Source organism: Pseudomonas sp. AC532 (genome assembly GCF_979258965.1).
In genome coordinates, this window is the sequence record NZ_OZ409888.1 from 3,128,606 (window position 1) to 3,143,060 (window position 14,455).

The window sequence follows — 14,455 nt, forward strand, 5'->3', positions numbered from 1 at the left end:
ACGATAGCACAGCGCCGGTCCGGCCCATCAGTCCCCGGAAGGCGGGTGGTCGCGACGCCATTGTTGCAGCTCGATCACTTGCCCGGACGGCCGCTGGGCAGGTGCCGGCCCAGGTGCGGGCGTTGGTGGCAGGGCAGCGGCCGGCTCACGGAACGGGTAGGGATCGAGCTCGATAGTGCCGAGATGCGCCCCGAACATCACGATCCGCCCGGCGTGACGTTGCTCGCCGGTCACGGTGAATTCGAAGCCGTAGACCCGCGCGAAGCGGCGGTTGCCGCGACCGTCACGCACGAGGCCGAAACGCTGGAACGCCACGTTGCCGTCGAGCAGTTCGATATCCAGCTTGGCGCAGTGCTGCTTGACCCGTTTCAGGGCGTGTTCGCGGATGCCGTGGCCGTGCCACAGCCAGGTGGCGGCAGCGGCCAGCAACATGAGGATCAGCAGGTTGCCGAGGGTCAGCATGGCAGACAAACTCGCGATGAAGGACGCTCAGCTTACCCGATCCACGGTGACAGTTGCCGCCCCGGGTCGCCGAACCTCGATGGGCTCCCCGGGGCCAAGGCGGGCGCCGTAACGCTTGCGGGCCGGCCATGGCCGTGTGCGCCTTACTGGGCGACCGGCGCCGGTGCCTGCAGCCCCAGGCGCTCGAACATCACCCGGGCGATTTCCCGCTCGCCCATCACCACCAGGTCGGCGTTGTGCTCGCGCAGGTAGTCGACTTCATCGTCGAAATGCGCGCGGGCGATGATGTCCAGCCCGGCATTGGCCTGCCGCCCATGCAGGGCGATCTGCCCGGCTTCCAGGCTATTGGGGATGGCGATCATCAGCCAGCGGGCCTGGGCGACATTGGCCAGCTCCAGCACGTGGGTGCTGGCGGCGTTGCCGAGTACCACGCTGAAGCCTTCCTCGCGCAGCTCCTGGGCCCGAGTGCGATTGTCGTCGATGATCACCAGCGGCACGCCTTCGCCGCGCAGGCGCTTGCTGATCCGGCTGCCGACACGGCCGTGGCCGATGAGGATGGCGTGGCCGACTTCGCTGATCGGGTGCAGGTCGTTGTCTTCGCTGTCTTCCACGCTGACCTGACCGGCCGGTGTGGTGTGCTCGCGGCGATCCAGCCAGGGCTGCAGGCGGTCGATGAGCAGAAACAGCAGCGGGTTGCAGAGGATCGACAGGATCGCGCCGGCCAGCACCAGGTCGCGGCCGGCTTCCGGCACCAGGTTCAGGCCAATGCCCAGGCCGATGAGGATGAACGAGAACTCGCCGATCTGCGCCAGGCTCACCGAGATGGTCAGGGCGGTGCTCAGCGGCTTGCGGAACGCCAGCACGATCAGCATCGCTGCCACGGATTTGCCGAACACGATGACCAGGAAGGTGCCCAGTACGAGCAGCGGCTGCTCGAGCAGGATCGCCGGGTTGAACAGCATGCCCACCGACACGAAGAACAGCACCGCGAAGGCGTCGCGCAGCGGCAGCGAGTCCTCGGCGGCCTTGTGGCTGTATTCCGACTCGTTGAGGATCATCCCGGCGAAGAACGCGCCCAGGGCGAAGGAGACGCCGAACAGCTGCGCCGAGCCGTAGGCGATGCCCATGGCGATGGCCAGTACGGCGAGAGTGAACAGCTCACGGGAACCAGTGCCGGCGCTGCGTTCCAGCAGCCAGGGGATGGCCCGGCGACCGACCACGATCATCAGTACGATGAAGGCGGCAACCTTGCCGAAGGTAATCAGCAGCTGCATGCCGATGCTGCTGGAGCCGTCGCCCTGGGGGATGCCCCCCAGCACACCGGACAGCGCTGGCAACAACACCAGGGCCAGGACCATTACCAGGTCCTCGACGATCAGCCAGCCGACGGCGATCTTGCCGCGGCGGCTGTCGATCAGCTGGCGTTCTTCGAGGGCGCGCAGCAGCACCACGGTACTGGCCACCGACAGCGCCAGGCCGAACACCAGGCCGGCCCCCCAGCCCCAACCCATGGCCCAGGCCAGGCCCATGCCCATCAGGGTGGCCACGGCGATCTGCACCACGGCGCCGGGAATGGCGATGTGCTTGACCGACATCAGGTCCTTGAGGGAGAAGTGCAGCCCCACGCCGAACATCAGCAGGATCACGCCGATCTCGGAAATTTCGTGGGAAAGTTCCTTGTCGGCAACGAAACCGGGCGTGAACGGCCCGACGATCACCCCGGCGAGCAGGTAGCCCACCAGTGGCGACAGGCGCAGGCGGTTGGCCAGGCTGCCGAACAGGTAGGCCAGCACGAAACCGGCGGCGATGGTCGCAATCAAGGGGGTGTGGTGAGGCATGCGGTATCCCTATGAACAGAGGGCCAGGCATGCCTGCACTGCAGCGATACAGCGCAGAACAGCGTAGCGGTCAGGCCGGATTGGCCGGCTTCAAAGACCGATATTTTATATCAAAATATTACTTATAACTAAATGGTATTTGTGCAGGATGTGTCGGAATCCTCATGGCGCGCCGTGGGCCGCGTCATGCGCAGCCTTCAGGGCAAGGTAGCGGGTTTCCAGCTCCTGGCGAATCTCGCGGCGCTGCCGCCCTTGCTCGAAACGTCTTTGCTCCTCTGGACTCTCTGGTTGACGAGGCGGCACTTCGGTGGATTTGCCGTTTTCATCGACCGCGACCATGGTGAAGAAGCAGCTGTTGGTATGGCGCACCGAGCGCTCGCGAATGTTTTCGGTGATCACCTTGATGCCCACTTCCATGGATGTGCGACCGGTGTAGTTGACCGAGGCCAGGAAAGTCACCAGTTCGCCGACATGGACGGGCTCGCGAAAGGTCACCTGATCCACCGACAAGGTCACCACGTAGCGCCCGGCATAACGGCTGGCGCAGGCATAGGCCACTTCGTCGAGATACTTGAGCAGGGTGCCACCGTGGACATTGCCGGAGAAGTTGGCCATGTCCGGGGTCATCAGTACGGTCATCGTCAGTTGGGCGTTTCCGGGTTCCATGTGTTTCGCTCATCAGGTTGAGGGGGCGCGATTCAGCTGTGTGAAAACTACTGCACTCGGTCATGCGGCGTTAAAAACAGGCTGGAATGCCAGCCCAGTCAAAATGCTCATTTACAACCCGTAAACTGCGCTTTTCGCCGGTTTTGCCTTGCCTGACCTTCGCTCGCTACGTTTTCACACGGCCTGGATTGTCTGCCGTCTGCGCGGCAGTGGCTGTCGATTGTGTCTATGTACGCGATTGCTGCAATGTATGCACTGGCATTTCACTCCAAAGCCCTGTCATTCACGGATCTCAAGGAAGCCCCATGAAACGCACCGCCCTGGCCTGCGCCCTGTTGCCGGCCGTGATCGGTATTGCCCAGGCTGCGCCGCAGCCCTGCGACAGTGTCAGCCTGTGCAATGCGGCCGGTACCGCAGCCTACCAGGCGGGACGTTACCAAGAGGCTGCAGAGGCCTTCGAGCGCCAGTTGCGGCGCGCCGAGCAACAGGACGGCGACAGCGCCGCCCGTGAGCTGGCGCTCAACAACCTGGTGGTCACCAGCCTGCGCCTCGAGCAGCCGGGCCAGGCACGTGCCTGGTTGAACCTGGCGCTGGCCGCCGGCATGCAGGGCACTGCCACGCGGCACAACCTGCGCTCGGTGTCCGCAGCGGTGAATTATCAGGCCCTGGGCGCCAGCCTCGAGGGTCGCTACCTGCGTTATTCGGGGGCGGCGGTGTGGAGCAGCCTGGACATCAGCCGCCAGCCGGACGGCAGTTACCGCGCGCAGTTCTCGCCGCTGCGTGCCGGTGCCAAGGTCGAGGATTACGGCCCGGCCGCCATTGGCGAGCTGCAGGGGTTGTTGGCGGGCAAGAACGCCTACTTCCAGCTGACCGCCGCCGACCTGCCCAAAGGCTGCGCGGTCGAGTTGTTCCGTGAGGGCCTGGATATTCGCGTGCTGGAGGTCTTCGACCCGCAGTGCCAGCAATACGGCGGCGCCGGCATCAGCGTGGCCGGCAGCTACCTGAAGGTCAGCACGGCGCCCCAACAGCAGGCGCGTTGATGCACCAACGCCGCGCAGCGCTGGCTGGCGCTGTGCGGCGAGTTGGCACTGCCGTGTGGGGTCAGGCCTGATTGAGGAACCAGCGCCAGTCCTGTTCGCCAACCTCGGCCATGAACTGGCGATATTCGGTGTGCTTGATCGCCAGGAAGACCTTGAGGAAATCCGCGCCCAGGGCCTCGTGCGCCCATACCGATTGCTCCAGCGCGCGCAGGGCGCCAAGCCAATCGGTGGGCAGCACGTCGGTGGCCTGGGCATAGCCGTTGCCGACGATGGGCGTTCCCGGGTCGAGCTGCTGACGGATCCCGTGGTGGATAGCGGCCAGGATTGCCGCTGCAGCCACGTACGGATTGGCGTCGGCGCCGCAGATGCGGTGCTCGATATGCCGGCTGGCTGGCGGGCCGCCCGGGACACGAAACGACACGGTACGGTTGTTCACCCCCCAACTCTTGGCCAACGGTGCGTAACTGTTGGCCTGGAAACGACGAAACGAGTTGGCGTTGGGGCAGAACAGCGCCAGCGAGTCGAGCAGGGTGGCCATCATGCCGCCGATGGCGTGGCGCAGCAGAGGTGTGCCCTGGGGGTCCTGCGAAGCCATCAGGTTGTTGCCCTCGGCGTCGGCCAGGCTGACGTGCAGGTGCATGCCGCACCCGGCCAGGTCGCCGAACGGCTTGGCCATGAAGCAGGCCTGCAGCCCATGACGGTTGGCGACGCCCTTGACCAGGCGCTTGTAGCGCACACCTTCGTCGATCGCCTGCAACGCATCGAAACGGTGCTCAAGGGTGATCTCGACCTGCCCTGGCGCGTACTCGGAAATCGCCGTGCGCGCCGGTAGTCCCTGGGCTTCGCAAGCGGCGTAGAGGTCATCGAGAAACGGCTGCAACTGTTCGAGTTCGTAGACGCCATAGACCTGAGTCGCCTGCGGGCGTTGGCCATTCATCTGGCGCGCCGGCAGTGGCCGGCCATGCTCGCCGCGTTCGCGATCGAGCAGGTAGAACTCCAGCTCTACCGCCATCACCGGATGCAGGCCGTCGGCCTTGAGCGCATCGATGCAGCGAATCAGCACGTGGCGCGGATCGGCTGGCGCCGCCGGCAGGCCCTGTACCGGATGCATGCTTACCTGCACCTGGCCCGTGGGGTGGCTACGCCAGGGTTGCAGGGTGAGGCTGCCTGGCAGCGGGTAGGTCCAGCAATCGGCATCGCCCACCTCCCAGACCAGGCCGGTGTCCTCCACATCGTCGCCGTTGATGGTCAGGCCGAGGATGGTGCTCGGCAGCGGCCGGCCGTTGCGGTACATGGCCAGCAGCTCCTCGCGGTGCAGCAGCTTGCCGCGCGGCACGCCGTTGGCATCGATGAGGAACAGCTCGATGCTGCGCACCTGCGGGTTGGCGGCGAGAAAGGTTTCGGCTTCCTGGATGTCGGCGAATTGCATGGTCGATCGCTCTGTGGGGATACCTCGATTAGAGCGTATTTTCACGCCGGCCAGCTAGAGCCCGGCGCTCTGCTAGGCGAGTCGCGCGCCCGGTATGGCGAGCAGCTCGTCCAGCCCCTGGGCCAGCGTACCGATCAGGCGATCGACATCCTCGGCGCTGGTGTCCGGGCAGCAGAGGGTCATGTTGTGGAACGGCGTGATCAGGATGCCACGGTTGATCAGGTACAGGTGCAGGGCCATCTGCAAGCGGTCGTGGAAGGCTGCCTCGGCCTCTGCGCCGTTCGATGGCGGCGTGGCGCAGAACTGGAATTCGCTGCGCGCGCCGAGCTCGGTGACCGACCAGGCCAGGCCGCGCTCGCTGATGATGCGCCGCAAGCCGGCCGCCAGTCGTTGCGCCAGGGGCAGCATGTGGGCGTAGGCCGCCGGGGTCATCACCTGCTCCAGGTTGGCGCGCATGCAGTGCATGGCCAGGGCATTGGCTGACAGCGTGGTACCCATGCCACTGTGCCCGTGGCCGCTGCTGGTCTCGCTGGCACGCTGCTGGGCCAGGCGCATGGCCTGGGCCATCTCGTGGCTGCAACCGTACACCGAACAGGGCACTCCGCCGGCGATGGGTTTACCCAGGGTGATGAAATCCGGCTGCAGGTCCCAGGCCCGGGTACAACCGCCGGGCCCGGTGGAGATGGTATGGGTTTCGTCGATGATCAACAGGCTGCCGTATCGGCGCGTCAGCTCGCGCAGGCGCTCCATGTAGCCGGGGGCCGGCAGGACCATGCCGATATTGGTCATCGCCGGTTCGCACAGCACGGCGGCCACGTCGTTCTGCGCCAGTGCCGCCTCCAGGGCAGCAAGGTCGTTGAAGGGCACGGCACGGCTGGTCTTGGCGAGGTTGCGCGCCTGGCCGAGCAGCCCGCCGCGGTGTACGGTTCGGCCGTCCTGGTAGCGCACCATCACATCGTCGACGGTGCCGTGGTAGCAGCCGTCGAATACCAGCAGCACTTTGCGCCCAGTGATCGCCCGCGCCCAGCGAATCACGAAGCGGTTGGCATCGGTTGCGGTGGTCGCCACCTGCCAGAAGGGCAGGCCGAATCGCTCGGCGAGCAGTTCGCCAGCCACCACGGCATCCTCGCCCGGCAACATGGTGGTCAGTCCATTGTTCGCCTGCTCGACGATGGCGCGGGCAATGGGCTCGGGAGAGTGCCCGAACATGCTGCCGGTGTCGCCCAGGCAGAAGTCGACATATTCATGGCCGTCGACATCGTGGAAGCGCGAGCCCTTGGCGTGGCTGACGAACAGCGGAGAGGGCGTCGACCAGTCGCTCATCCAGTGCATCGGCACGCCGCCGTACAAGGAATGCCGGGCGCGCTCGGCCAACGCCAGTGACTGCGGATTGCGCTCGCTGAATCGCTGCCGTTCGCGCTGGTTGAACACGGCTATGGCGGAATCGGAAATGCCGCTGGCAGTCATGGACGGATCCTCTACAGGTGTGGGCGGTGATCGAGGCCCCGGCCGTCATGTGAAGGCGGACGGAAACGAGTGACCTGGAAACGGCCCGGGGCGTCTTTCGGCGAGTCCTTTGCAGACGCCGTACGAGGCGTATGCGGTTGAATGTTTCTGAATATTGCCATATCGCGGCACTTGTTGGTGGGTGTTAACCTGCGGCCAATGTGGCCCGGCAGTTGGCCAATTCCCCTCTTTCGTCCGGCTCCCGTGAGCCATCGAGCAGCCGCCCGAGTGCGTGCCTGTCTGCTTAAAAAAGGAGCAATCTGACCATGCATGCCATCAGCTTCATCCAGGATCTTGCGGTGATCATGCTGGTGGCCGGTATGGTCACCGTGCTGTTCCACCGCTTCAAGCAGCCGGTGGTGCTCGGTTACATCCTCGCCGGTTTCCTGATTGGCCCGCACACCCCGCCGTTCGGCCTGATCCACGATGAAGAAACCATCCGTACCCTGGCCGAGCTGGGGGTGATCTTCCTGATGTTCTGCCTGGGCCTGGAATTCAGCCTGCGCAAGCTGTTCAACGTCGGGGCGACGGCCTTTATCGCGGCGTTTCTGGAAATCATCCTGATGATCTGGATCGGTTTCGAGATCGGCCGCTACTTCGGCTGGAGCACCATGGATTCGCTGTTCCTCGGCGCGATCCTGGCGATTTCCTCGACCACCATCATCATCAAGGCGCTCGGCGACCTGAAGATGAAGAACGAGCGCTTCGCGCAGCTGATCTTTGGCGTGCTGATCGTCGAGGACATCCTTGGCATCGGCATCATCGCGCTGCTTTCCGGCATCGCCCTGAGCGGCAGCGTGGAAACCGGCGAGGTGTTCGCCACCGTTGGCAAGCTGTCGCTGTTCATGATCGTCGCCCTGGTCATCGGCATCATTCTGGTGCCACGCATCCTCGCCTACGTGGCCAGGTTCGAAAGCAACGAGATGCTCCTGGTCGCGGTGCTGGGCATGTGCTTCGGCTTCTGCCTGCTGGTGGTCAAGCTGGAGTACAGCATGGTGCTCGGCGCCTTCCTGATCGGTGCGATCATGGCCGAATCGCGCCAGCTGGCGCAGATCGAACGCCTGGTCGAGCCGGTGCGGGACATGTTCAGCGCGATTTTCTTCGTCGCCATCGGCCTGTTGCTCGACCCCCACGTGCTGGTCGAATACGCCTGGCCGATCGCCGTGATCACCGTGGCGGTGATCGTCGGCAAGGTGTTCTCCTGCAGCATCGGCTCGTTCATCGCCGGCAACGACGGGCGCACCTCGCTGCGCGTCGGCATGGGCCTGTCACAGATTGGCGAGTTCTCCTTCATCATCGCTACCCTGGGCATGACCCTGCAGGTGACCAGCGATTTCCTCTACCCGGTTGCGGTGGCCGTGTCGGTGATCACCACCCTGACCACACCGTACCTGATCCGCGCCGCGGACCCTCTGGCAGTGAGCCTGGGCAACGCCATGCCGCAGCGTATTTCACGGGTGTTTTCGCTGTACGGCGAGTGGCTGCGCAGCATCCAGCCCCAAGGCCAGGGCGCCATACTGGCCGGGATGATCCGCAAGATCGTCCTGCAGGTGCTGGTCAACCTGGCCTTCGTGGTGGCGATCTTCCTGGGCATCGCCTTCTTCGCCACGCAGATCGGTACCTGGCTGTCCGAGTGGCTGGCCCAGGAAAACCTGCGCAAGGCGGTGGTCTGGGGCGCGGCCCTGATCCTGTCGCTGCCGTGCCTGATCGCCGCGTATCGCAAGATAAAGGCACTCTCCATGCTGCTCGCCGAGATGGGCGTGCGCCAGGAAAAGGCCGGCCGGCATACGGCGCGGGTACGCAAGGTGATTTCCGAGGTGATTCCGCTGCTGTCGCTGGTCGGCATCATGCTGCTGCTGACGGCGCTGTCGTCGAGCATCCTGCCGTCCAACGACATGCTGATGCTGGTTGGCGTAGTGGCTGCCGGGGTGGTGGCCGTGCTGTGGCGCTGGTTCATCCGTGTGCACACGCGCCTGCAGATCGCCCTGTTCGAAACGCTCGACAAGCCCGATACACCGGGGCATCACTGAAATGACAAGGGCGCCGAGAGGCGCCCTTGTCATTAGTGGCTGTAGCCTGATGGTGAACGGAGCGATGCCGCGGCCGACAAGCGTCCGGGATTACTCCTCCAGCCAGACTTCGCGAACCCAGTGCCACACCGAATCCCAGCTGTCGTCGGTCAGGTCTTCCTCTTCACCATCCCACAGCAACACGGTGCCGTCCTGCTCGACGCAGTAGTAGTTGCCCTGGTCTTCGCAGATCGGCACCAGCTCGCGCGGCACGCCCAGCGACCAGGCCACCGAAGCCACTTCCGGCAGGTAGGTATGCGATTGCGGGTCGGTAACGGTCACCGGCTCCAGGCGGCCGTAGACCACGTCGCTGACCTTGAGCAGGAATTCGCGCAGCTCGAACGGCAGGTTGATGAGGATCTGTTCCTCGATCTCCACCAGCAGCTCTTCATCCGGCAGCTCGAGTGGTACCGGCACGGGCTCGTTCAGTTCACGCAGTTGTTCGATGACTTCTTCCACAGGCGGCTCCAGCAGCGGTCGGTGATTCCGGTGATCAGGATGCACAAGACAGACGAGCGCTCGGTCAGCCGTCGTCTGTTTGGATTATTCCTGTAATAACGCAGCGTTTTACGCTGAATGGAAAATACTCACAAGTCGGAAAAAGGCCAAATGCCATATCCGTCCGATGGGCGTGCTCGACCGGTGTGGCGCCGAATGCCGGACCCGGCGCCGGCCGGAAAAACAAAAACCCGGGCAAGCCCGGGTTTTTTCGTCACGCGTGGGATCAGCCGTTCTGGCGGATACCGGCGACCAGCCAAGGCTGGTTGTCACCAACCGCACGCTCCAGGCGCCAGCTTTCGCTGAAGACTTCACCCTGGTCGAAGCGCGAGGTCTTCGACACGCCGCTGAAGGTCAGGGTGGCGATGGTCTTGTCTGCATGATCGTCGACGCCGTCCAGCTGCACATCGAGGTTGTCGATATAGGTGGACTGGAAGCCGTCACCCAGATCGGCGCGCTCGCGCTTGAGGAACTCAAGCAGCTGCGGGGTCACGAACTCGGCGATCTTGTCCATCTCGTTCGCGTCCCAGTGCTGTTGCAGGCTCAGGAAGTGCTCACGACCCGCGTTGATGAAGCTCTGCTCGTTGAACCAGGCCGGAGCGTTGATCACCGGCTTGATCGCCGCGGCACTGCTGCCACCGAAGATCGACGGCTGAGCCGGCTGCGGCTGGCCGTGGGCCTCACGCTGGAACGGAGCACCACCGGCAGCAGCAACATTCGGCTGCTGCTTCTGGCGACGAGCGGCCAGGAAGCGGAACAGCAGGAAGGCGATCAGGCCGAAGATCAGCATGTCCATGATTTGCAGGCCTTCGAAGCCGTCACCCATGAACATCGAAGCCAGCAGGCCACCAGCGGCCAGGCCGGCGAGCGGGCCGAGCCAGCGCGACGCACCGCTGGCAGCAGCCGGGGTACGGCCTGGCGCAGCAGCATTGGCGTTAGGTTGCGAAGGTGGCGTGGCCTGGCGAGTCTGGTGACTCGGCGCGGAGCCAAAAGATTTGCCGCCGCCCATACGCTTGGCGTCGGCAGTCAAACTGAAGGACAGGCCCAGGCAAATTACCAGGGCGATGCTGAGGAAACGCTGCATTATCGGTTTTCTCTTGGTTGTTGAAACACTGACGGCATCTTGCCCGTGGCTGGCCGACATGACCAGCAACAGAATGTTTCGAGCTTTTGCCCAGCGCAGCGCTTGGCAGCGCGTCGGGCAATCATAAGGGTGGACGCGAAAGGCAACCCACAGGTTCCATCGCAATGGCGGCATCAGCGCATGACACGTCCGAGTGGTGGCGGCCCAGCGCCCTGTTCAGGTCGCCGGGCCGCTGCTCTGGCAGCTCAGCGCCAGTTGTACAACTGCTGCTCGGTCACCGCGCTCATCGGCGTGACCTGATCCTGGAAGGTCTTCATCGACTTCCAGATGCGGCCGTTCAGGTCGTTCTGGCCCGCGAGTTCTTCGAGCACCACCTGCGATTCGCGCTTCATGGCGTTGAGCACATCGTCAGGGAAGCGCTTGATCGGCACGCCCTGTTCCTTCAGCTGGGCCAGCGACTGGGCGTTGTGGAAAACGTAGTCGTCCATCATGTCCAGGGTCGCGGCGCGGGCCGCTTCCACCACGATGGCCTGCAGGTCGGCCGGCAGGCTGTCGAACGCCTTCTGGTTGACCATCGACTCGACGACCGCCTGGGGCTCCTGCCAGCCCGGGAAGTAGTAGTACTTGGCTGCCTTGTGCAGGCCGAAGGCCAGGTCATTGTAGGGACTGACCCAGTCGGTGGCATCGATCACGCGGGTTTGCAGGGAAGTGAAGATCTCACCGCCGGGCAGGTTTACGGTGATCGCGCCGAGTTTGGTCCAGACTTCACCCCCCAGGCCGGGCATGCGGATCTTCAGGCCCTTGATGTCCTCCAGCGAGTTGATCTCCTTGTTGTACCAACCCCCCATCTGCATGGTGGTGTTACCCGCCGACAGCGGCTTCACGCCATACGGAGCGTAGGTTTCGTCCCACAGGGCCTGACCGCCACCCTTGCTCAGCCAGGCGTTCATTTCCAGGGTCGACAGGCCGAACGGTACCGAGGAGAAGAACTGAGCAGCCGGCACCTTGCCCTTCCAGTAATACGGCGTGCCATGGCCCATTTCGGCAGTACCACGGGACACGGCATCGAACACTTCCAGCGCCGGAACCAGCTCGCCGGCGGCGTAGACCTTGACGGTCAGGCGCCCGGCGCTCATGGCGTTGATGCGTTCCGCCAGGCGTTCGGCAGCGGTGCCCAGGCCCGGGTAGTTCTTCGGCCAGGACGTGACCATCTTCCAGTGGAAGGTTTCGGCTTTTGCAGCCGGGGCGCTTTGTTGGGCTGCAGGTGTTTCTTCCTTGCAGCCGGCCAGGCCGATGGCGGCGAGCAGCGCCACAGCGGCGCCGAACAGATTGCGGCGGTTCATGGTGTTCTCCCTTGAGGTGTCGAGCAGCGTGCCCGTTTTTATTAAAAGATTTGCGCCACGAATTTCAGTGAGTCTTCTCAAAGGCTTGCGAGCTAGAGCCATGCAAGGCGAAATCAGGCGAGGAAGCGGAGTGTACTGTTGTACATGAGCATTACTCGCTTCGCTCGCCCGTTCGGGCCGCACTAAAGTGCGTTAGCCGCAAGCGGCTTTCCGAGCCTGATTTCAACGCAGCAGGGCCGACGCGCAGCTGTCTTTGCGCTGACTCCTTAGATAGCCTCGAGCTTGGCGTAGGCCAGCATCAGCCACTTGCTGCCCTCACTCTCGAAATTCACCTGCACCCGTGCCTGTGGGCCCGAGCCTTCGAAATTGAGGATGGTGCCTTCGCCGAACAGCGAGTGTTGCACGCGCTGGCCGAGGTTGAAGGGGGTGTCCGGTACGGCGCTGCCGGCGAACAGGCTGCTGCCACTCATGCTGCGATTGCCACTGCCGTAGGGCCGGCTGACGCTGTTCGACAGGCGCACTTCCTGCAGCAGATGCGGCGGCACCTCGCGTACGAAACGCGACACCTTGTTGTAGGTCTCGTTGCCATACAGGCGGCGAGTTTCCGCGTAGCTGATCACCAGGTTGTGCATGGCGCGGGTGATACCGACATAAGCCAGGCGGCGTTCCTCTTCCAGGCGGCCGGGCTCTTCCAGGCTCATCTTGTGGGGGAACAGGCCTTCTTCCATGCCCACCAGGAACACCCGCGGAAATTCGAGGCCCTTGGCGCTGTGCAGGGTCATCAGCTGGATGCTGTCTTCGTTCTCGGCGGCCTGGGTGTCGCCGGCCTCCAGCGAGGCGTGGCCGAGAAACGCCGCCAGCGGCGTCTGCTCTTCGTCACCGTCTTCGCCTTCGTAGGAGTCGAAGGCGCGTGCGGCGGACACCAGTTCCTCGAGGTTTTCCACCCGAGCCTGGGCCTTCTCGCCCTTTTCGTCGCGGTGATAGGCCAGCAGGCCGGACTGCTCGATGACCAGCTGCGCCATGTTGTGCAACTGCATGCCTTCGACCTTCAGGGCCAGCGTGTCGACCAGCTCGACGAAGGCATTCAGAGCGCTGGCGGCACGCCCACTGACGACCTTGGTGCCGACCGCTTCGTGCAGCGCCGCCCACATCGACAGCTCGTTGGCCCGGGCGAACTGGCGCAGGGTTTCCACCGTCTTCTCGCCAATGCCGCGTGCCGGCACGTTGATCACCCGCTCCAGCGCCGCGTCGTTGCCGCGCTGGTGGATCAGGCGCAGGTAGGCCATGGCGTTCTTGATCTCGGCACGCTCGAAGAAGCGCTGGCCGCCGTAGATGCGGTAGGGAATCTTCTCGCGCAGCAGCGCTTCTTCCAGCACCCGCGACTGGGCGTTGGAGCGATACAGAATGGCGATTTCGCTGCGCTTGAGGCCGTCCTTGCGCAGCGCATCCTCGATGGTTTCCACCACGTAGCGCGCTTCGTCGTGCTCGTTGAAGGCGGCGTACAGGCTGATCAGCTCACCATCGCCGACATCGGTGCGCAGTTCCTTGCCCAGGCGCCCCTGGTTGTTGGCGATCAGCGCGTTGGCGGCATTGAGGATGTTCGCCGTGGAGCGGTAGTTCTGCTCCAGACGAATGATCTCCGCATCGGCGAAGTCGCTGTCGAACTGCTGGATGTTCTCGATCTTCGCGCCACGCCAGCCGTAGATCGACTGGTCGTCGTCGCCCACCACCATGAGGCTTTCGCCGCCCTTGGCAAGAAAGCGCAGCCAGGCGTACTGCACGGCGTTGGTGTCCTGGAATTCGTCCACCAGAATGTGCCGGAAGCGGCGCTGATAGTGCTCCAGCAGGCCGGCATTGTTGCGCCACAGGTCGAGGGCGCGCAGCAGCAGCTCGGCGAAATCGATGACCCCGGCACGCGCACAGGCGGCCTCGTAGGCTTCGTAGATGCTGCGCATGGTCGCCAGGAACAGATCGCCGCTGGCCTGGATGCCGGCCGGGCGCACGCCTTCGTCCTTCTGCCCGTTGATGAACCACTGCGCCTGTTTGGCCGGCCAGCGCTGCTCATCCAGGCCCAGCTCGCGAATCACCCGCTTGACCAGCCGCTGCTGGTCGTCGGAGTCGAGAATCTGGAAGTTCTCGGCCAGATTGGCCTCGCGCCAGTGCGCGCGCAGCAGGCGGTGCGCCAGGCCGTGAAAGGTGCCCACCCACATGCCAGCCGGGCTCTGCCCGAGTACGTCTTCGATGCGATGACGCATCTCGGCCGCCGCCTTGTTGGTGAAGGTCACCGACAGAATGCTGTGCGGCGAGACGTCCAGGCGCTGGATCAGAAAGGCGATGCGGTGCACCAGCACGCGGGTCTTGCCGGAGCCGGCACCGGCCAGCACCAACTGGTGACCAGGCGGCGTGGTGACCGCATGGTGCTGGGCTGGATTAAGGGAAGTGAGTCGCTGATCGAGGTCATTTTGCATCGCGGCATTCTAGGTGGCTGGCGCAGGTTGGGCAAACGCTGCTGACGGCGAC

General features: G+C 64.2%; 11 protein-coding genes. 2 read left to right on the forward strand and 9 right to left on the reverse strand.

Going from position 1 to position 14,455, the window contains the following annotated elements; translation table 11 throughout:
- Positions 1-27: 27 nt before the first annotated feature.
- From ACZ0AV_RS14725 to ACZ0AV_RS14735, 3 genes are all read right to left on the reverse strand, one after another.
- Complete coding sequence (locus ACZ0AV_RS14725) at positions 28-462, reverse strand: DUF3301 domain-containing protein (protein ID WP_499151719.1); 435 nt, start codon at positions 460-462, stop codon at positions 28-30.
- A gap of 143 nt (positions 463-605) precedes the next feature.
- Complete coding sequence (ybaL, locus tag ACZ0AV_RS14730) at positions 606-2,300, reverse strand: YbaL family putative K(+) efflux transporter (protein ID WP_499151720.1); 1,695 nt, start codon at positions 2,298-2,300, stop codon at positions 606-608.
- Positions 2,301-2,462: 162 nt separating this feature from the next.
- Positions 2,463-2,966 (reverse strand): acyl-CoA thioesterase, encoded by a 504-nt coding sequence (locus ACZ0AV_RS14735; protein ID WP_499151721.1) that lies wholly within the window; start codon positions 2,964-2,966, stop codon positions 2,463-2,465.
- Between the two features lie 305 nt (positions 2,967-3,271).
- Here ACZ0AV_RS14735 and ACZ0AV_RS14740 point away from each other — a divergent pair, with 305 nt between their 5' ends.
- A complete protein-coding gene (locus ACZ0AV_RS14740; protein WP_499151722.1) occupies positions 3,272-4,006 on the forward strand; it encodes a tetratricopeptide repeat protein in 735 nt (244 codons plus the stop codon).
- 61 nt (positions 4,007-4,067) lie between these two features.
- On the opposite strand, the gene ACZ0AV_RS14745 is transcribed toward ACZ0AV_RS14740, so the two are convergent.
- Complete coding sequence (locus tag ACZ0AV_RS14745; protein ID WP_499151723.1) at positions 4,068-5,435, reverse strand: glutamine synthetase family protein; 1,368 nt, start codon at positions 5,433-5,435, stop codon at positions 4,068-4,070.
- A gap of 72 nt (positions 5,436-5,507) precedes the next feature.
- Positions 5,508-6,902 carry an aspartate aminotransferase family protein gene (locus ACZ0AV_RS14750; protein WP_499151724.1) on the reverse strand — a complete coding sequence of 465 codons (1,395 nt, stop codon included), beginning with the start codon at positions 6,900-6,902 and terminating at the stop codon, positions 5,508-5,510.
- Between the two features lie 305 nt (positions 6,903-7,207).
- Here ACZ0AV_RS14750 and ACZ0AV_RS14755 point away from each other — a divergent pair, with 305 nt between their 5' ends.
- Positions 7,208-8,971, forward strand: a complete 1,764-nt coding sequence (locus ACZ0AV_RS14755) for a cation:proton antiporter (RefSeq protein ID WP_499151725.1) — start codon at positions 7,208-7,210, stop codon at positions 8,969-8,971.
- 90 nt (positions 8,972-9,061) lie between these two features.
- Here ACZ0AV_RS14755 and ACZ0AV_RS14760 read toward each other — a convergent pair whose 3' ends face one another.
- The 4 genes from ACZ0AV_RS14760 to uvrD all read right to left on the reverse strand — a co-directional run bounded on the left by ACZ0AV_RS14760 (position 9,062) and on the right by uvrD (position 14,403).
- Complete coding sequence (locus ACZ0AV_RS14760) at positions 9,062-9,469, reverse strand: SMI1/KNR4 family protein (protein ID WP_070884769.1); 408 nt, start codon at positions 9,467-9,469, stop codon at positions 9,062-9,064.
- A 265-nt stretch (positions 9,470-9,734) separates the two neighbouring features.
- Positions 9,735-10,592 carry a Tim44 domain-containing protein gene (locus ACZ0AV_RS14765; RefSeq protein WP_499151726.1) on the reverse strand — a complete coding sequence of 286 codons (858 nt, stop codon included), beginning with the start codon at positions 10,590-10,592 and terminating at the stop codon, positions 9,735-9,737.
- Positions 10,593-10,837: 245 nt separating this feature from the next.
- Positions 10,838-11,935: a TRAP transporter substrate-binding protein gene (locus tag ACZ0AV_RS14770; protein ID WP_499151727.1), complete on the reverse strand. Its 1,098-nt coding sequence runs from the start codon at positions 11,933-11,935 to the stop codon at positions 10,838-10,840.
- 266 nt (positions 11,936-12,201) lie between these two features.
- Entirely contained in the window at positions 12,202-14,403 is a 2,202-nt protein-coding gene (uvrD, locus tag ACZ0AV_RS14775; RefSeq protein WP_499151728.1) for a DNA helicase II, read from the reverse strand.
- Positions 14,404-14,455: the final 52 nt, after the last annotated feature.

Coding starts and splice junctions, on each gene's coding strand:
- uvrD (WP_499151728.1), bottom strand. CDS start 14,403: ATGCAAAATGACCTCGATCAGCGACTCACTTCCCTTAATCCAGCCCAG.
- ACZ0AV_RS14770 (WP_499151727.1), bottom strand. CDS start 11,935: ATGAACCGCCGCAATCTGTTCGGCGCCGCTGTGGCGCTGCTCGCCGCC.
- ybaL (WP_499151720.1), bottom strand. CDS start 2,300: ATGCCTCACCACACCCCCTTGATTGCGACCATCGCCGCCGGTTTCGTG.
- ACZ0AV_RS14765 (WP_499151726.1), bottom strand. CDS start 10,592: ATGCAGCGTTTCCTCAGCATCGCCCTGGTAATTTGCCTGGGCCTGTCC.
- ACZ0AV_RS14735 (WP_499151721.1), bottom strand. CDS start 2,966: ATGGAACCCGGAAACGCCCAACTGACGATGACCGTACTGATGACCCCG.
- ACZ0AV_RS14725 (WP_499151719.1), bottom strand. CDS start 462: ATGCTGACCCTCGGCAACCTGCTGATCCTCATGTTGCTGGCCGCTGCC.
- ACZ0AV_RS14755 (WP_499151725.1), top strand. CDS start 7,208: ATGCATGCCATCAGCTTCATCCAGGATCTTGCGGTGATCATGCTGGTG.
- ACZ0AV_RS14745 (WP_499151723.1), bottom strand. CDS start 5,435: ATGCAATTCGCCGACATCCAGGAAGCCGAAACCTTTCTCGCCGCCAAC.
- ACZ0AV_RS14750 (WP_499151724.1), bottom strand. CDS start 6,902: ATGACTGCCAGCGGCATTTCCGATTCCGCCATAGCCGTGTTCAACCAG.
- ACZ0AV_RS14740 (WP_499151722.1), top strand. CDS start 3,272: ATGAAACGCACCGCCCTGGCCTGCGCCCTGTTGCCGGCCGTGATCGGT.